A 17,163-nucleotide genomic window follows, 5' to 3' on the forward strand; every position below is an offset into this window, starting at 1 on the left:
TTGGTGGAACTTATTTCGCCTTCGAGCCGCTGCCGAGAGCAGAGGACCCTGTCGTCAGCAACTCCCCGAGCTGGTGGAACCAACTACACTTATTGGGCGCGGATGGCGGGATCGTGGCGCACCCCGAGACCGGGGTCGCCTGCTCGGCAGCGGCGGGAGCCGGGGCGGCGGGCTGTGCGTTCGCGGTGGCCATCGGGGCCAGCATCAGCGCACCGGCCAAGGTCGCCGCGGCGAGTGATCGTTTCATCGAAAATTCCTTCTGCTCTATCTTTTTCGAACTGCCCAACTGCCCCTGAAGCAGTGATGATCACGCTATTCGGGCATCGGCCCAGCCCACAGACCCCGGTTCCCTGGCCCCTGCCTCCAGGGGCACGGCCCGGGTTTTGTGCCCGGTGACAAGGCCTGGCCGTGATGTCTTTTTTCCGCTAGCGCGCCCGCTGAAGAGCTGACATTGTGGAATGCGTGACGATCATGGCGTTGGATTTCGAACGGTGTTATCGGGCGGTCTCGACGCGGGACTCCCGGTTCGACGGGCAGTTCTTCACGGCGGTGCGCACCACCGGCATCTACTGCCGCCCCTCTTGTCCGGCGATCACGCCGAAGCCGACCAATGTCAGCTTCCTGCCGACCGCCGCGGCAGCCCAGCAGGCCGGATATCGCGCCTGCCGCCGCTGCCTGCCCGACGCCGCGCCCGGGTCACCGCTGTGGAATACGCGCGCCGACCTGGCCGCGCGGGCCATGCGGTTGATCGGCGACGGGGTGATCGAGCGGGGCGGGGTGCCCGCGCTGGCGGCCACCCTCGGATATTCGCAGCGGCAGCTGACCCGGGTGCTGACCACCGAGCTCGGCGCCGGCCCGCTGGCGCTGGCCCGGGCGCATCGCGCGCACACAGCGCGGCTGCTGATCCAGACCACCGATATGCCGATGTCGGATATCGCGTTCGCGGCCGGGTTCGCCAGTATCCGGCAGTTCAACGACACGGTGCGGGAGGTGTTCGCGGTCAGCCCGACCGTGATGCGGACCGAGGCCCAGCACCGGGCCCGGCGCGATGCCGTGCCGGCCGCGAACGGCGCACTGACGCTTCGGCTTCCGTTCCGGGAGCCGCTGGATCGGGCGTGGCTGGAATGGTTCCTGTCGGCACATGTGACGCCGGGCATGGAGCTGTGGGAGGACCGGGCCTACACCCGGGCGCTGCGCACCCCGAACGGGCACGCCACCGCGCGGCTCAGCTTCCAGCGTGATCATGTGCGGGCCGAGCTGGCGCTGCACGATATGCGTGATCTCGCGCCCACCGTGGCGCGGTTGCGGCATCTGCTGGATCTGGATGCCGATCCGGTCGGTATCGATGAGGTGCTGGGGGTGCGGCCCCTGGAGACCTCCGCGGCCGAGCTGGCTGCCGACGGGTTACCCGACGCCGGAGCCGCGCCCGCCGACGAATCGGAGCCGCCGCCGATCGCACCCGTGCGGCCGCTGTTCACCCCGGGCATCCGGGTGCCCGGCTGCCTGGACGGCCCAGAGCTGTTGCTGCGCACCATGATCGGGCAGCAGATCTCGGTGCCTGCGGCCGCCACGCATACCGCCCGGCTGGTGCAGGCGCTCGGCGAACCGATCGACGGGCCGCAGAGCTTCCCGCACCCGCCTGCCCTGCGGGCCCATCCCCCGTCACGACTGTTTCCCACCCCTGAGGTGATCGCCGAACGCGGCGCGGAAGTACTGACCGGCCCGGCCAAACGCATCCGTTCCATCATCGGCGCGGCCGCCGCGCTCGCCAGCGGTGACCTGCACCTACACCAGGGCCGCACCGCCGCCGAGCTACGCCGCGACCTGCTGGCCCTCGACGGCGTCGGCCCCTGGACCGCCGACTATGTGACCATGCGCCTGCTGGCCGACCCCGACATCATGCTCGGCACCGACCTGGTGGTCCGGCAGGGCGCGACGCTGCTCGGCCTCGACCTCACCGACACCGCCGGCTACGCCCCCTGGCGCTCCTACCTCTCCATGCACCTGTGGAAAGCGGCCCTGGCCGAGCGTGCCGCCCCGCGAAAAGCCCTCTCTCCCAAGAAGAACGGACGACTCTCATGACCACCGCCGACTTCACCATCGTCGACACCCCCATCGGCCCCTTCACCGCCATCGCGGCCCCCGACGGCGCCGTCCTGGCCTCCGGCTGGACTTCCGACGCCGAAAACCTCCGCCTCCTGATCCACCTGAGCTTGCGTCCCACCGAACTGCGGCGACGAGATTCGCTCGGCGCGGTCAGCCAGGCCGTAATCGACTACCACGCAGGCGATCTCACCGCGATCGACACCATCCCTGTCCGACAACATTCCGGCGAATTCCTCTTGCAGGCCTGGGATGTCCTCCGCAAAATCCCCGCCGGCGAACCGGTCACCTACACCGAATACGCCGCCCTCTCCGGCCGCCCGGCCGCCACCCGCGCCGCCGCCAACGCCTGCGCCCGCAACGCCGCCGCCCTCTTCGTCCCCTGCCACCGCGTCTTCCGCATCGGCGGCGCCCTCGGCGGCTTCCGCTGGGGCCTGGAAGCCAAGCGCTGGCTCCTCGACCACGAGAGCCCGGTCAGCTAACCGATCCGGTTTCCCGGTCGCAGTCTGCTCAGGCGACGATGGTTTGCAGGTGGGAGCCGGTGGGGGTGCGGCGGACGTGGAGGCGGCTGGGGATGCGCTGGCGCATTTCGTCGACGTGGCTGACTACGCCTACAACACGGCCGTTGGAGCGGAGTTCGTCGAGGACTCCCATGACGGAGTCGAGGGTGTCGGCGTCCAGGCCGCCGAAGCCCTCGTCGATGAAGAGGGTGTCCAGGACGATGCCGCCGGATTCGGCGGCCACGGTGTCGGCGAGACCGAGGGCCAGAGACAGTGCGGCCATGAAGGTTTCGCCGCCGGAGAGGGTTTTGGCCGGGCGGATGGCGCCGGTGTAGTCGTCGCGGATGTCGAGGCCGAGGCCGCCGCGGCGGCCGCGCGGGCCCGCCTTGTCGGTGTGCACGAACTCGTAGCGGCCCATGGACATTCGGCGGAGGCGGACCGAGCCCGCGAGGGCGACCTCCTCCAGGCGGGCGGCAAGGACATACGAGCGCAAGGACATTCGACGGTTGTTCTCGCCGCGACCCGCGACGACTTCGGCGAGGCCGGCGAGTTCCTCGTGGGATTGCTGGAGCGGGGCGATGCGGTCGACCTCGGTCCAGAGCTGAGCGCCGAGTTCCTCGAGCAGTTTGACGCGGCGGGTGGCGTCGGCGTGCGCGGCCACGGCGGCGTTCAGCTGCGAGCGGGCTTGGGCGACCGCGCTCTCCAGCTCGGACAGATCACCGGGTTCCGCGGCTGCCGCGGCCTGCACCTCGGGCTCGGCCAGCACCGCTTCCGCGTGGGCGCGGGCGCGGTCGGCGGCCACCAATTCGGCTTCGATTTCGTTCTGGCGCTGCATGGTTCGCGAGGCAGCGGTGACGACTTTCGCGTAAGCGGTGAGCAGCGCGATGTCGTCGCGCGGTGGGCTGCCGACCCGAGCCGGTGCCGGGAATTCGTTCGCCGACGTTGGCGCACCGATCGACCGGGCTGTGCTCGCATCGAGGGTGAAACCTGCTGCGAGGGCGAGGCTTTCGACACGAGTGGCGATCGTGGTGACGGCCTCGCGGGCGGTGGCGGCCTGCGCACGAGCGTCGCGGAAGGCGGTGGCGAGTTTGATCAGGGTGTTCAGGCGGGCGCGGCGGCGGTCGATGGTCGCGTCGGCACCGGCGGCGGCTCGTAGGCGTTCGGTGAGTTCGAGGACGCGGGTGGCGATGGTCGCGATCTGGGTGGTGGTGGCGCCGCGGCGGGTTTCGGCTTCCCGCAGTTCGTCGTGCAGGCGGGATTCGTCGGCGCGCATTTGGGTCAGCTCGGCCGTCAGACCTGCTGCCAGCGTGGCGGATTGGGACGCGTCCTCGTAGCGGTCGGTCGCCGTCCGCAGGGCGGCGGCGAGTTCTACGCGGTCGGTGTCGCCGCCGCGGGCGATCAGGCCTTCGATTTCGCGTTCCAGTTCGGTGATGCGGGCCAGGACCCGGTCGCGGTTTTCCTCGGCGGTGTGCGCCGCGGCTACCGCTGCGTCCTCGGCCTCCTTGGAGACCGCGTCCGAGGTCGGCCGGGCGGGCGCCGGGTGCTCGGCCGAACCGCACACCGTGCACGGCCGGCCGTCGCTCAGCTGCCCGGCCAGCTCGGCGGCCATTCCGGCGAGGCGGCGCTCACGCAAGTCGAGTACGCGCTCCTTGGCGTCGTTGTGGGTGGCGCGGGAGGTTTCGAATTCGATCCGGGTGCGGTCCAAAGTCTGCCGATGCCTGGCCAATTCGACGGCGGCCGTGGCGGCGGTCTGGAGCCGTTCGCAGTCCGCGGTGAGCGCGGGCAGGAGTGCGACGGCATCGGTGGCTTCGCGCAGCCGGGCTTCGATGGTGGCGATCGAGGCGGGGAGCTGCTCGCGCAGCCGGATCAGCTTTCCGACGCGGCCGGTCAGGGCGGTGTCTTCTTCACGCAGCCTGGTCAATTCGGTGCCGAGTTCGGTGGCGGTGGACGCGTCGGCGCTGATTTCCTCGAGTGCGCCGATCTGGGTGCTCCAGTGCCGAATCGCAACGTCGATATCGGCGTCGGGGTGGATCCGGACCGCGCCAGCGCCCACTGCGGTGCCGCCCGATTCGTCGAATGGCGCGGCCTCCGCCTCGGCGATCAAGTCACCACCACCGACCTCGGCAGCGGCGGGTTCGAGCAGAGCTGCGACGAGTTTCGCTGCGGCATCGTGTTTTTCGCCGTCACGCCGTCGGCTCGTCATCACGGCGGCGCGAGCCTCGTCGATCGCGTCGGCGACCGGCTGTGCGCGGCGCGCCGCTTCGAGTTCGGCCTGCAATGTCGTGCGATGGTCGACTTTGGCGGCGTAGTCGTCGAGTTGCGATCGCGCCGCCGTCATCCGGCGGCGCAGTTCGTGCAACCTGCGCTGTTCCTCGGCAAGCTTGCCGACGCGCGTCGATTCCTGCTGGCAGCGTTCGGTTTCCGCGGTCGCGGCGGACAGATCGGTGCGTGCGGTGGCGAGCAGATCCTGCGACCAGCCGACGGATTCCAAGGGTCCGACGGATTCGGTGACACTCAAGCCCGCAGCGCCGCGGATCTGCGCGATCAACCGCTCGATACCCTGGCGGCGCTTCTCCAAGTCGGCGGCGGAAGCGCGCCGCTTGTCCGCGAGCCACTGTTCAGCGGTACCGAAACGCTCTGTGTCGAAGAGCTTTTCGAGCAGCTTCTCGCGATCCTCGTTGTCGGCGCGCAAGAAGCGGGCGAAGTCGCCCTGCGGCAGCAGCACAACCTGAAAGAACTGGTCGGCGCTCATGCCGAGCAGCCGGACTATCTCCTCGCCGATGTCGGGGATGCGCGCCAGGTTCGCGCCGCGCCCGTCCAGCCAGGCCAGCGTTGCTTTGGCCTGTTCGGTGCGCATCCCGGTGCCGCGCAGCTTGGGGCGCTCGAACTCCGGGGTCCGGGTGAGCCGCAACCGCCTGCCACCGAGCGTCGCTTCCAGGACCACCTGCGGCGGAGTCTGTTCCGGCGCGTGATCGGAATGCAGGCGCTTGCTCTCGCCACGCGCACCCGGCACCCGCCCATACAGCGCGAACGCGATCGCGTCGAGCACCGTGGTCTTACCCGCGCCGGTTTGCCCGTGCAGCAGAAACAGCCCGTCTGCCCCGAGCGCGTCGAAGTCGACGACCGTGGTCTCGGCGAAGGGCCCGAACGCTGTCATCTCCAGTCGATGCAGCCTCACACCCGCCCCCTTGTGCCCAAAAGCCGCCAAATACTCGTACAGCCCACAACATCTGTCATGCCGAAAGTTCCCCGAGCAGGGTCTGGTCGGCAGTGGCCGTCACCCGCTCCGGCTCGGCGACCGCTGCGGCGAGAGCCCGCTCCAGCCAGGTCATTTCACCGGCACTGGGCGCACCCCGGACGTCGGTGAGGAAGCTGTGCGCTACTTCGGTGTCGCGGCGGCCGTGCACCCGCTCACGGTAGCGCAGTTCCGGATTGCCCTCCGGGCGTGACCATTCCACGTGCACCGCGTGCGGGAAGCGTTCCCGCAGCTTGCGCAGCCCGTCGACGGGACGGGCGTGGTCGGTCAGAGTCGCCGACACATAGTGTTCGACCGCTTCGGAATAGGCTGCGTCGGAAAGCAATTCGTCGAGGGTGCCGCTGAGCCTGCTGAGCCCGCGGACCAGCGGGAGGTCGTGACGCTCGACCACGTGCAGGCCTTCGGCATCGAGATCGACGATCCAGACCGCTTTCCGATGGGAGTTCTCCGCGAACGAGTACGGCAGCGGCGAGCCGGAATACCGCACGGACTCCGACAACGTCTGGGGCGAGTGCAGGTGGCCGAGCGCCACATAGTCGATCCCGTCGAACGCGGACATCGGCACCGTCTCCACACCGCCGACGGAAATGGATCGCTCCGAGCCGGTCGCCTCTCCCCCGACGACGAAGGCATGCGCGAGCACCACCGTGCGCGTAGCACCCCGCGCGGCGATGTCGGCCCGGATCCGGCCCATCGCGGCATCCAGAATCTCGGCATGCGAACGCGCCTGCGGCACGCCGAGTTCGGCGCGCGTGATCTCCGGCTCCAGATAGGGGATGCCATAGAAGGCGATCTCCCCGTGCCGATCGGAGAGCACCACCGGCCGGTCGGCATCGGCGACGGTGGTGCGCAGATGCAGTCCGCCCGCCGCCGCGAAACTGGCACCGGCACCGAGCCGGGCAGGCGAATCATGATTGCCGGAGGTCGCGACGATCTGCGCACCAGCGGCCCGGATCGCCTCGAAGCCACGAATACAGACCGCGATCGCATCGGCGCTCGGGATCGATCGGTCGTACACATCGCCGGGCAACACCACGACGTCCACCGACTCCGCGGCCACCAGCTCCGCGATAGCAGTCAGCGAACGCTCTTGATCGGCAAGCAGATCGACACCGTGGAAGGTACGCCCGATGTGCCAATCCGAGGTGTGCAGCATCCGCATGCCGAAAAACGTAGGCGCATCCACCGACACAATTCAATTGCCGCGACCGGGGTGTCGGATTTGCCGGGTTCCCTTACGGCGTGTTTCCGGGTCTGCGCGCGTGTCCGGGTGCCGGAACTCACGACTGCCGCGGATGCGCTACGACACCCCGGCTGATCTCGAACAACGCGATCACATCGATAGTCCCTGCGCCGCCACCGGATTTCGGGATGCGTGGGCGCGCGGCCCAGCCGAAGGCCTGTTTGCTGTCACCGACCGATTCATCCACAGTCATTGACAAACCTGCGGCTCAGTCGGTTTGCCGACACAGGCGCTGTGAAGTTGCCAGGCGGTCGAACTTGTCGGTGGGTTGGGGCACTATCTCGGTCTATGACCGCATCGATGCTTTTCGCACTGTTGCTGGTATTCGCCGCCGGAGTGGGGCTGGGCTGGCTGGGGCACACCGCCCACGCCGGGCAACGGGCCGCCACCGCCGAGGCCAGGCTGGCCGCGGCCACCGACAATGAACAGCTGCTGCGCCAATCGCTGACCGTCGCGAACGAGGATGCGGCGCGCAGGCATTCGCATGCCATCGGCGCCATGGTGGAGCCGCTGCGGGAGGCGGTGGGCGCCTTGAATCAGCACATCCAGCAGGTCGAGCACAGCCGCATCAACGCGTATTCGGGTCTGCGCGAGCAGGTCGCGGGCATGCAGCGCACCTCGCATCAGCTCTCCAGCCAGACCAGTCAGCTGGTGGCGGCGCTGCGGGCGCCGCAGATCCGGGGCCGCTGGGGCGAGATCCAGTTGGAGCGGGTGGTGGAGCTGGCCGGCATGACCAGGCACTGCGATTTCGACACCCAGGTGAGCCGGGCAGCGCGCGGCGACGGCACGGCCGACCGCACCGGCACCGTCCGGCCGGACATGGTGGTCCGGCTGGCCGGCGGCAGGCACATCGTGGTCGACGCCAAAGTGCCGTTCAACGCCTATCTGGATGCCAGCACGGTCGACGATCCGGACGAGCGGGCCGACCTGTTGCTCCGGCACGCCAAGCATCTGCGCGCACACGTCGATCAGCTGGCCGACAAGGCCTACTGGGCCGCCTTCGATCCGTCACCGGAGTTCGTGGTGCTGTTCGTTCCGGGTGATCCGTTCCTCGACGCCGCGCTCACCACCGATTCGGGTCTGCTGGAATATGCGTTCGGACGCAACGTGATCCTGGCTACCCCGACGACACTGATCGCCCTGCTGCGCACGGTGGCCTTCAGCTGGCGGCAGGAGGCCCTGTCTCGCGATATGGCGAAGATTCAGCAATTGGGCCGGGAGCTCTACTCCCGCCTCGGCATGACCGGCCGCCACCTGGATCGGCTCGGCTCGCAGCTGTCGAAAGCCGTGGATGCCTTCAACTACACGGTCGCCTCGGTGGAATCGCGGGTGATGGTGACAGCCCGCAAATTGCACGATATGGAGATAGCCGAGCAGGAGGTCCCGGCCATCGCACGGGTGGATTCCTGGCCCCGGGCGGTCGGGTTCGCCGACGCCGATGGTTAGCCGGAGCAGGTAGTCACGTCGTGCCATAACGCCGTACGGCGCGTCGGCGGTTAGGGTTCATAATGTGGCTGCTTCCCAACGTGTGCGTTCCCGGGTGCCCGCGCCGCAACGTTCGATCCTGCCGTCGGTGCCGGGTATCCCGGCCGGCGCAGCCGTCCTGATTGCGGTCGCCTGCACGTTCCTCGGGTTCCTTATCGATGCCAACGGCGACATGAGCGAGCTGACGGGCACCTTCGCCACGCTCTACGTCGTGGGCTGCGTGGCGGCGGTGCTCGCCGTTCGCCACCGCGGACTGTTCAGCACGATGGTGCTGCCGCCGCTGCTGCTGTCCATCTCGGTGCCGCTGGCCTACTACCAGCTCTCGGAGAGCTCCAGCTTGGGCATCAAGGACATCCTGCTGAACCTCGCGGTCCCGCTGGTGAACCGCTTTCCCACGATGCTGCTGGCCACGGCGCTGGTGCTGATCATCGGCGGGTTGCGGATCTACCTGCTCCGGCGCGAGCAGACCGCCGAGGACGCCGCGGAGACGCGGCGCGGTTCCAGCTGGGGACGCAGCACAGCGACCGGCCGATCGCGGACCGCGCGCGGTGGATCCCTCGCGGATTCCTCGAAGCGCCGGCCCCGGCGTAGCCGGCCGGACCTGGACGACGATCTGGATCTGGATCTGGCCGATCAGAAGACCGACAAGTATCTGCCGCCGCGCCCGGGCAAGCGGGCTTCCGGGGAAATCGCCGACGCACCACCCCGGGTGGGCAAGTCGGGCCGCCCCCGGGACGGCCGCTCGGGCCGCACCGGACGCTCGGCCACCCCGCGCAGCGACAACCCGCCGTTGCCGCGGCCCAATGTGCGCTACCGGGAGCGGGATTCCAGCCGCACCGAGCGGCGCAAGCCGGAAAACCTGTAAGGGTTAATTCCGCGCGGCGCGCAGTTCGCGGGGCAGCGAGAAGACCAGAGTCTCGTTGGCCGTGGTCACCGGCTGCACCTCGCCGAAGCCGTGCTCGGCCAGCATTTCCAGCACACCCTGCACCAGGATCTCCGGCACCGACGCACCGGAGGTGATGCCGATGGTGCGCACGCCCGCGAGCCAGGCCGGATCGACTTCCTTGGCGTAGTCCACCAGGTAGGAGGCCTTCGCGCCGGCGCCGAGCGCGACCTCGACCAGGCGCACCGAGTTCGAGGAGTTGCGGGAGCCGACCACGATCACCAGATCGCACTCCGGCGCCATCGCCTTCACCGCGACCTGACGGTTCTGGGTGGCGTAGCAGATGTCGTCGCTCGGCGGATCCTGCAATCCGGGGAACCGCTCGCGCAGCCGCTTCACCGTTTCCATGGTCTCGTCGACCGACAGCGTGGTCTGCGACAGCCAGATCACCTTGGACTCGTCGCGCACGGTGACCTTGTCCACCGAATCCGGACCGTCCACCAGCTGCACGTGATCCGGCGCCTCACCGGCGGTGCCTTCTACTTCTTCGTGGCCTTCGTGGCCGATCAGCAGAATGTCGAAATCGTCGCGGGCGAAGCGCTTGGCTTCCTGGTGCACCTTCGTCACCAGCGGGCAGGTGGCATCGATCGTGTGCAGATTCCGCTCGGCGGCCGTCTCGTGCACCATCGGCGAGACACCGTGCGCGGAGAACACCACGACCTGCCCCTCGGGCACCTCGTCGGTTTCGTCGACAAAGACCACGCCGCGATCGCGCAGCGTCTCCACCACGTGCCGGTTGTGCACGATCTCCTTGCGCACATAGATGGGGGCGCCGTGTTTTTCGAGCGCCTTCTCCACCGTCTCCACGGCACGGTCCACGCCCGCGCAGTAGCCGCGCGGCTCCGCGAGTAGGACGCGCTTTCCCCCATTGGCATCGGCTGATCCGGCGCCCGCCGAGCGGGCGATTCCGACGTTCAAAGGTATGGCCGAAGACATGCCCCACAGCTTACTGGCGTACACCGACTACCACCCGGCCGGATGAAGGGGCATGACCACCGTCACGATGTGTCTGTGACAGTAAGTCTTTGCATAACCAATCGGATCGGGCAGGCTAGGACCATGTTTCGACCTCCGTTCCTGGCCCGGGTCGCCGCCGGTGCCGCCGTATACGCCCTCGAAGAAACCCGCCGGTTACCCACGGCGGCAATGAATTTCCCGATCACCGCGATCAGCCAGCTGCTGCAGACCACGATGCACGTGCAGCAGTTCGTGACCAGCCTCGCACTCAAGGGCGACGCTGTTTTCGACCGGCTCGGCAGTGGCCCGGAAGGACAGCCGGACTGGGCCACCTTCGATGAAGATCTGCCCTCGGAGCAAACTTCTGGCTCGGCACCGGCGACAGCCGGCCGTACCAGTCGCTTCGACCTCTACACCGAGGGTGAGCCCGCCGAACCCGCCCGCGCGACCAATGGTCATGTCACGGCAGTGACGACGATCACGGTGCCGGAAATCACCCGGCCGGAGCCGGAATCCGAGCCGGAATCCGAGCCCGTCGCCGAAGCCGAGCCGGAGCCCGCGGAGATCGCCGAGCCGGAAATCGCCACCCGCTACGACTACGCCAACATGACCCTGGCCCAGCTGCGCGCCCGCCTGCGCATGCTAACCCTCGAGGATCTCGCCACCCTGCTGGACTACGAGCAGCAGACGCGCGCCCGGGCGGCCTTCGTCACCATGCTGACCAACCGCATCGCGACCGTTCAGGCGCAGTAACTTTTGCGGCGCCTGCGCTTCGGCCACTCTGACGCGAGACGGCCGCGAACGGTCGGTCGTAAGACTCCCTCCGTTCGGGGCCGGTTCAGGTGCAGAAGACCTGACAACATTGGTTGCCCGGCCAATTGCGGCCGACCGCTGCGCAAGAGCGTCGGTGGCACCGCGTATATCTAGCTGTATGACCTCCGCGGCCAACCCATCGGCGAACAGCCCCGCGAACTCCGCTGACGCGCCGTGGCCGGTGCGCACGGTGTCGATGAAGGTCACCCAGTGGATCGACCGGCTCGGCAGTATCTGGGTCGAAGGTCAGATCACGCAGATCAATCTGCGGCCGGGCACCCGCACCGCCTTTCTCGTCCTGCGTGATCCGTCTGTCGACATGTCGCTGTCGGTCACCTGCGATCCGGAGCTGATCCGCAAATCCCCGATTCCGCTGCAAGAGGGCACCCGCGTCGTCGTCTACGGCAAGCTCTCCTTCTTCGCCGGTCGCGGCACGATCTCGTTGCGCGTCCTCGAGATTCGCCCGGTCGGCGTCGGCGAACTGCTGGCCCGCATCGAGCGCCTGAAGGCGCTGCTGGCCGCCGAGAGCCTGTTCGATCCGCGGCTCAAGCGCCCGTTGCCTTTCTTGCCGAAGACCGTCGGCCTGATCACCGGCCGGGCCAGCGCCGCCGAACGCGATGTGCTCACGGTGGCGCAGAATCGCTGGCCCGCAGTACATTTCGAGGTCCGCAACGCCGCCACCCAGGGCCCGATGGCGGTGCCGCAAATTCTGGAGGCGCTGGCCGAGCTCGATCGCGATCCGGCGGTCGAGGTGATCGTGCTGGCCCGCGGCGGCGGCAGCGTGGAGGACCTGCTGGCCTTCTCCGACGAAGCGCTGTGCCGCGCTATCGTGGCGGCGACCACCCCGATCATCAGCGCCATCGGACACGAACCCGACAACCCCCTCAGCGATTTCGTCGCCGACGTGCGCGCGGCCACCCCGACCGACGCGGCGAAGCGCGTAGTTCCCGACGCCGCAGCCGAATTGGCGGGAGTCCGCGATATGCGTGCCCGCTCCGCGGCCGCGCTGCGCGGCTGGGTGGATCGCGAAACCCGCGCCCTGGTTCAGCTGCGCTCCCGTCCGGTCATGGCCGACCCGCTGCGCGAAATCGTCCGGCGCACAGAGGAAATCGAGCGGCTGCGCACCTCCGCCCGGCGCTGCGCCGAACAGCTGATCCGGACCGAGTCCACCGCCGCCCGGCATCTGCGCGAGAAACTGACCGCGGTAGGCCCCGCCGCGACGCTGTCGCGTGGCTACGCTGTCGTCCAGCGGGTGACCGGACCCGAACGTCACGTCGTGCGCAGCATCGAGGACGCCCCCGCGGGCAGCCAGCTGCGCATCCGAGTCGCCGACGGCGCGATCACCGCGGCCGCCCTGGGCACCCAGGCCCTGGGCGCCCGCAAGACAACCGAAACCGAGAGGAACTAACCGTGGCCGAACCCGGCACCGACGCTGGATCCGCACAGGACGCCGCCGAGATCGCGACCTTCGGCTACGAACGCGCCCGCGACGAACTGGTCAATGTCGTGAAGATGCTGGAACAGGGCGGCCTGGACCTCGACGATTCCCTGGCCCTGTGGGAGCGCGGCGAAGCGCTGGCCAACCGCTGCGAGGAACACCTCGCCGGCGCCCGCCAGCGCGTCGAGGACGCCATCTCCCGCTCCGAGGCCGCCGAAGAAGCCTGAGGCGCTACGGCGCGGTTCGATCGAATTCGAAGTACCCGGCGCGGTGCAGCGCGTCGGTGGTGATCGTGCCGGTGATCCGGCCCGGTCCCGGCGCGAAACTGATCTGGTAGCCGCCGGATCCGTAGAGCCACTGCCGAACCGTGCCGCTGGCTCCGGTATCGAGGTTGCGCCAGTTGACGAAGGCCTCGACCGAGCAGGGCCCGATGCCGTGCATTGCGGTGAGCAACGCGAAGTAGGGGGTGTTGGGCCCGTAGATCGGTTCGAAGGCGATGTGCCCGATACAGGCGCCGCTGCTGGTGGTCGTGACCGCGGACCAGAGCGGGTCACCGGCAGATGCCATCGGCGCGAAGGCGACCAATGGTGCTGCAATCAGCGCGGCGGTGGTTACGGAACGGGTGGTCTTCCTGCCGAATCGCATGGTGTCCAGCCCATCAGTCGGTGGGAACGCGGAGCCGAACGGCACGTCCGGTTACTTACAGGCACCGTATGCGACGTTCGGCGTCAGCGGGTCAGAAAGTACAGGCGGGCCCGCCGCCGGAGCTGTCGACGGAGCCGATCCTGATCATCTTCAGCACCAGGCACAGCGCCTGGGCGGCGCCCGAACCGGACGACGAGCCGGAATCTGCGACGAGCGTGACCTCGGGAGCCTGAGAGGAGGGCGCAGCACCTGCGACGGCGGCAGGCGCGAACAGTGCCGCGGAGATGGCGGCGACAACAACGATCTTCTTCATCAAGGACCTATCCTCTTCATCGAAAACCCCCAGCCCGGAAGAGTATTCGGCGATTTGCCCGCGACCACACGACCCGAATCCCCGGGGCGCAGGTTTCTGGGTGCGGGGTCTCAGTGCGGCAGCGGCTGGGCCGCGGCGACAGCCTCGGCCAGGGTCTTGAAAGCGCCCTCGTTGCCCGCGCCCTTGATCAGCACGCGGGAGCCGCCGAGGTCGGCGATCCAGGCGGTTTCCTCGGTGGGCTCGGCGTAGACGGTCCACTTCTGGTTGCCCAGCGTCTGGGTGCCGCTGGCATAGCGGGAGCCGAGCACGAAGCGGGCCAGCGCTTCCTCGGTGGCATCGGTCTGGGTCAGCTGCATGTAGGTGCCCTGGTGGGTGATGTAGCCCACAGTGCTGACGGCGCCGCCGCCCGGGCCGGCGATGCTCGCGCGGCTGCCGGAGTTGGGGGTCCAGTCGGCGGGGACGCTCGGGTTCCGGATCGGGAACGACAGGGTCCGCGCGTCGGAGGTGAGGGCCGACTCGAGGTCGAAATGCGGGATCGCGCCCTGGGTCGGGCCTTTGGCGGCGAAGCTGCATTGGCTGGCCGCTCCGGCGAAGACCACGACGATCAGCACCAACGGAATCAGCGACAAGAACAGATCCTTGTAGTTCAGCAGAATCCGCGGTTTCTGATACGACACGTCCCCAGTATCCACTTTCGCGCGCACCCCTCGGACCAGGGGTGGCACGAGGCCTGCCCACGTAATGAGACAATCGTCCGGTACGCACAACCCGAGGGAGGCACCCCGCCATGACGGCATCTTCGCCCACTAGCCGCCGCGAGGCACCGGACCGCAACCTTGCGCTCGAACTGGTCCGGGTAACCGAGGCCGGGGCGATGGCCGCGGGCCGCTGGGTCGGCCGCGGTGACAAGGAGGGTGGCGACGGCGCCGCCGTCGACGCCATGCGTGAGCTGGTCAACTCGGTTTCCATGCGTGGTGTCGTGGTCATCGGCGAGGGCGAGAAGGACGAAGCCCCGATGCTCTACAACGGCGAGCTGGTGGGTGACGGCACCGGTCCCGAGGTCGACTTCGCGGTCGACCCGGTTGACGGAACCACCCTGATGTCGAAGGGCTCCCCCGGCGCCATCGCGGTGCTCGCGGTCGCCGAGCGCGGCGCCATGTTCGACCCGTCCGCGGTGTTCTACATGCGCAAGATCGCCGTCGGCCCCGAGGCCGCCGACGTGATCGATATCTCCGCGCCGATCGGCGAGAACATCCGCCGGGTCGCGAAGGCGAAGCACCTATCGAAGTCCGATCTGACCGTCTGCATCCTGGACCGCCCGCGCCACGCGGAGCTGATCCAGGAAGTCCGCGACGCGGGCTCGCGCATCCGCCTCATCTCCGACGGTGACGTGGCCGGCGCCATCGCCGCCGCGCGCCCCGATTCGGGCACCGACATCCTGGTCGGCATCGGCGGCACCCCCGAGGGCATCATCGCCGCGGCCGCCATGCGCTGTATGGGCGGCGCGCTGCAGGGCATGCTCGCCCCGACCGACGACGAAGAGCGCCAGAAGGCCATCGACGCCGGCCACGACCTGGACCGCATCCTGTCCACCGAGGACCTGGTCTCCGGCGAGAACATCTTCTTCTGCGCCACCGGTGTCACCGACGGTGACCTGCTGCGCGGCGTGCGCTACTACGGCGGCGGCGCGTCGACCCAGTCCATCGTGATGCGCTCGAAGTCCGGCACGGTCCGCATGATCGACGCCTACCACCGCCTGACCAAGCTGCGCGAGTACAGCTCGGTCGACTTCATCGGCGACGAGGACGCGACCCCGCCGCTGCCCTGATGTAGGCCGAAACGACAGACGTGCAGGCACTTTCGCCTGCGCGTCTTTTCGTTGCTTGCGGTGCGGCCCACTTTCTCCTCACACTGACCCGCCTGAATTGGTCGGCTGGGCACGAGGTTTCAACCGAGATGTGCTGGGCGGGTTGGGAGCCCTACCGAACTTTCCATCGTTTCAGGTGCGGATGCTGGGTGTGTCGGCCACGCTTTGGGTGGTTCGCCTGTTGTGTGTCCGGCCACGGCACTGCGGGATACTCGGGCAGGTGGGACGGATGGTGTGGGGGTCCAGCGAATCTGGGCTTGTCGATGAGCTGGCGGCGGCGGCTCGGGTGGCAGGCGGTGCGGGGGCGCCGCGGGTTCTGGCGGCACGAGCGGACGCGACGGTGGTTCGGGTGGGGGCCTGGGTGGCCAAGGCGCATCCGCGTGAGACCGACGAGGCAGCCTTGCGGGTCCGGCTGCGGCTCGCGTCCCACCCGTGGCTGCGCGAGATCGTCGCGGTCCCGAATACCACGGCTGTCGCACGGCGGTACGACGATCGCTTGATCACGGTGTGGCCGTTCGGCGAAACGGTGGACCCGGATGATCCGGACGCGGCTCCGTGGGAGGAGGCGGCGGCCTTGCTGGCGCGGCTGCATGCGCTGCCGATTCCGCCGGAGCATCGCGTCAACTGCGCCACCCACCCGTTGGATCCGCTGCCTGCCGCGGGCGGTCCGGCACGAGTGCGGCGGGCGATGAATCGCCTCGAAGCCGCAAAGGATGCTGTGGATGCGGCCGCTGGCGCAGTGGTCCGCCGCGCGTTCGCCGGGCTGCCCAAATCCACCGCCGGGTTACCCGAATTCGCCTCCGGGTTACCCGAATTCGCCTCCGGGCTATCTGAATCCGCCGTCGGGCCATCCGAGATCACCGCCGGGCTTCCCGCTGCGCCCCGGCGACGACTACTCGTGCACGGCGATTTTCATCTCGGTCAGCTCATCCGACTACCGGACGTCGCCGAAAACCCTTGGCGGCTGGTCGATATCGACGATATCGGGCGCGGTGATCCAGCCTGGGACCTGGCGCGCCCGGCCGCCTTCTATGCGGCAGGAATCCTGGAACCCGTTGCGTGGGAACGGTTTCTGGGCGCATACCGCCGTGCCGGCGGACCGGCCGTACCGGCGGACGGCGACCCCTGGCCCGCGTTGGAGCTACCCGCCCGCGCGGTCGTAATCCAAGCTGCCGCACTGGCTGTCGCCGCCGCCGGACTGGCCGGGCGCGCACTCGACGACATCGATACCGCCCTGGTCGACGCCTGCCGCCGGATTTCCGCGCAGACCATCACATCGTGATCGGCGCATGGATGTCCGGAAACGGGTACCGTCGCCGATATGCAGTGTCCGAAATGTCATGGTCTGATGCAGACCTACAACCGCAGCGGTGTGCACATCGAGCAGTGCGGTAACTGCCGGGGGATCTTCCTGGACTACGGCGAGCTGGAGAACCTGACTCGCCTCGAATCCGGTTATGCCGCGCCGCCACCGCCTGCCGGTGCGCCGGGGCCCGCCTGGGGCGCTCCCGCGCCGCACTACGGCCACGGCGGGCACGGCCACGGTCATCACGGGCGGAACAAGGGCTTCGGGAAGATGCTCTTCTCGTCCTGAGCGTCG

Annotated in this window: 18 protein-coding genes; 10 read left to right on the forward strand and 8 right to left on the reverse strand. The window is 68.7% G+C overall.

All coding sequences use genetic code 11. The annotated features are described in order from the left end of the window. Window positions 1-10: 10 nt before the first annotated feature. Complete coding sequence (locus IBX22_RS12155) at window positions 11-247, reverse strand: hypothetical protein (protein ID WP_194815372.1); 237 nt, start codon at window positions 245-247, stop codon at window positions 11-13. Window positions 248-471: 224 nt separating this feature from the next. Between IBX22_RS12155 and IBX22_RS12160 the strand changes: the two genes are divergently transcribed. Both IBX22_RS12160 and IBX22_RS12165 read left to right on the forward strand, forming a co-directional pair. Then, window positions 472-2,082, forward strand: coding sequence for a DNA-3-methyladenine glycosylase 2 family protein (locus IBX22_RS12160; RefSeq protein WP_194815776.1), 1,611 nt, complete (start codon window positions 472-474; stop codon window positions 2,080-2,082). Further along, window positions 2,079-2,585: a methylated-DNA--[protein]-cysteine S-methyltransferase gene (locus IBX22_RS12165; RefSeq protein ID WP_194815373.1), complete on the forward strand. Its 507-nt coding sequence runs from the start codon at window positions 2,079-2,081 to the stop codon at window positions 2,583-2,585. Before IBX22_RS12160 ends, IBX22_RS12165 begins: the two co-directional genes overlap by 4 nt. A 28-nt stretch (window positions 2,586-2,613) precedes the next feature. On the opposite strand, the gene IBX22_RS12170 is transcribed toward IBX22_RS12165, so the two are convergent. From IBX22_RS12170 to IBX22_RS12180, 3 genes are all read right to left on the reverse strand, one after another. Then, entirely contained in the window at window positions 2,614-5,760 is a 3,147-nt protein-coding gene (locus tag IBX22_RS12170) for an AAA family ATPase (protein WP_375540236.1), read from the reverse strand. 76 nt (window positions 5,761-5,836) lie between these two features. Beyond that, a complete protein-coding gene (locus IBX22_RS12175; RefSeq protein WP_194815375.1) occupies window positions 5,837-7,021 on the reverse strand; it encodes an exonuclease SbcCD subunit D in 1,185 nt (394 codons plus the stop codon). Between the two features lie 118 nt (window positions 7,022-7,139). After that, window positions 7,140-7,295 carry a hypothetical protein gene (locus IBX22_RS12180; RefSeq protein WP_194815376.1) on the reverse strand — a complete coding sequence of 52 codons (156 nt, stop codon included), beginning with the start codon at window positions 7,293-7,295 and terminating at the stop codon, window positions 7,140-7,142. 95 nt (window positions 7,296-7,390) lie between these two features. Between IBX22_RS12180 and IBX22_RS12185 the strand changes: the two genes are divergently transcribed. Further along, the gene (locus IBX22_RS12185) at window positions 7,391-8,548 is read left to right on the forward strand and encodes a DNA recombination protein RmuC (RefSeq protein ID WP_194815377.1); all 1,158 of its coding nucleotides are present in this window, start codon (window positions 7,391-7,393) and stop codon (window positions 8,546-8,548) included. 64 nt (window positions 8,549-8,612) lie between these two features. Next, window positions 8,613-9,452 (forward strand): DUF6542 domain-containing protein, encoded by an 840-nt coding sequence (locus IBX22_RS12190; protein ID WP_194815378.1) that lies wholly within the window; start codon window positions 8,613-8,615, stop codon window positions 9,450-9,452. Window positions 9,453-9,455: 3 nt separating this feature from the next. On the opposite strand, the gene IBX22_RS12195 is transcribed toward IBX22_RS12190, so the two are convergent. Beyond that, the gene (locus IBX22_RS12195) at window positions 9,456-10,466 is read right to left on the reverse strand and encodes a 4-hydroxy-3-methylbut-2-enyl diphosphate reductase (RefSeq protein ID WP_194815379.1); all 1,011 of its coding nucleotides are present in this window, start codon (window positions 10,464-10,466) and stop codon (window positions 9,456-9,458) included. A gap of 123 nt (window positions 10,467-10,589) precedes the next feature. Between IBX22_RS12195 and IBX22_RS12200 the strand changes: the two genes are divergently transcribed. From IBX22_RS12200 to IBX22_RS12210, 3 genes are all read left to right on the forward strand, one after another. Continuing rightward, complete coding sequence (locus IBX22_RS12200; RefSeq protein WP_194815380.1) at window positions 10,590-11,240, forward strand: lipid droplet-associated protein; 651 nt, start codon at window positions 10,590-10,592, stop codon at window positions 11,238-11,240. A 178-nt stretch (window positions 11,241-11,418) separates the two neighbouring features. Then, window positions 11,419-12,708 carry an exodeoxyribonuclease VII large subunit gene (xseA, locus tag IBX22_RS12205; protein WP_194815381.1) on the forward strand — a complete coding sequence of 430 codons (1,290 nt, stop codon included), beginning with the start codon at window positions 11,419-11,421 and terminating at the stop codon, window positions 12,706-12,708. A 2-nt stretch (window positions 12,709-12,710) separates the two neighbouring features. After that, window positions 12,711-12,965, forward strand: a complete 255-nt coding sequence (locus IBX22_RS12210) for an exodeoxyribonuclease VII small subunit (RefSeq protein ID WP_194815382.1) — start codon at window positions 12,711-12,713, stop codon at window positions 12,963-12,965. 4 nt (window positions 12,966-12,969) lie between these two features. On the opposite strand, the gene IBX22_RS12215 is transcribed toward IBX22_RS12210, so the two are convergent. The 3 genes from IBX22_RS12215 to IBX22_RS12225 all read right to left on the reverse strand — a co-directional run bounded on the left by IBX22_RS12215 (window position 12,970) and on the right by IBX22_RS12225 (window position 14,373). Continuing rightward, complete coding sequence (locus IBX22_RS12215; RefSeq protein ID WP_194815383.1) at window positions 12,970-13,383, reverse strand: hypothetical protein; 414 nt, start codon at window positions 13,381-13,383, stop codon at window positions 12,970-12,972. Between the two features lie 91 nt (window positions 13,384-13,474). Then, entirely contained in the window at window positions 13,475-13,696 is a 222-nt protein-coding gene (locus IBX22_RS12220; RefSeq protein WP_194815384.1) for a hypothetical protein, read from the reverse strand. Window positions 13,697-13,806: 110 nt separating this feature from the next. Continuing rightward, window positions 13,807-14,373 (reverse strand): DUF4245 domain-containing protein, encoded by a 567-nt coding sequence (locus tag IBX22_RS12225; protein WP_194815385.1) that lies wholly within the window; start codon window positions 14,371-14,373, stop codon window positions 13,807-13,809. Between the two features lie 110 nt (window positions 14,374-14,483). Between IBX22_RS12225 and glpX the strand changes: the two genes are divergently transcribed. The 3 genes from glpX (at window position 14,484) to IBX22_RS12240 (ending at window position 17,157) form a co-directional block, all read left to right on the forward strand. Further along, window positions 14,484-15,524 (forward strand): class II fructose-bisphosphatase, encoded by a 1,041-nt coding sequence (gene glpX / locus IBX22_RS12230; protein ID WP_194815386.1) that lies wholly within the window; start codon window positions 14,484-14,486, stop codon window positions 15,522-15,524. A gap of 259 nt (window positions 15,525-15,783) precedes the next feature. Continuing rightward, complete coding sequence (locus IBX22_RS12235) at window positions 15,784-16,845, forward strand: phosphotransferase family protein (protein ID WP_375540220.1); 1,062 nt, start codon at window positions 15,784-15,786, stop codon at window positions 16,843-16,845. A gap of 39 nt (window positions 16,846-16,884) precedes the next feature. Further along, on the forward strand, window positions 16,885-17,157 hold the full coding sequence (locus IBX22_RS12240; RefSeq protein ID WP_194815387.1) for a zf-TFIIB domain-containing protein: 273 nt from the start codon (window positions 16,885-16,887) through the stop codon (window positions 17,155-17,157). Window positions 17,158-17,163 lie beyond the last annotated feature (6 nt).

Source organism: Nocardia sp. XZ_19_385 (assembly GCF_015355755.1).
Taxonomy (GTDB): domain Bacteria; phylum Actinomycetota; class Actinomycetes; order Mycobacteriales; family Mycobacteriaceae; genus Nocardia.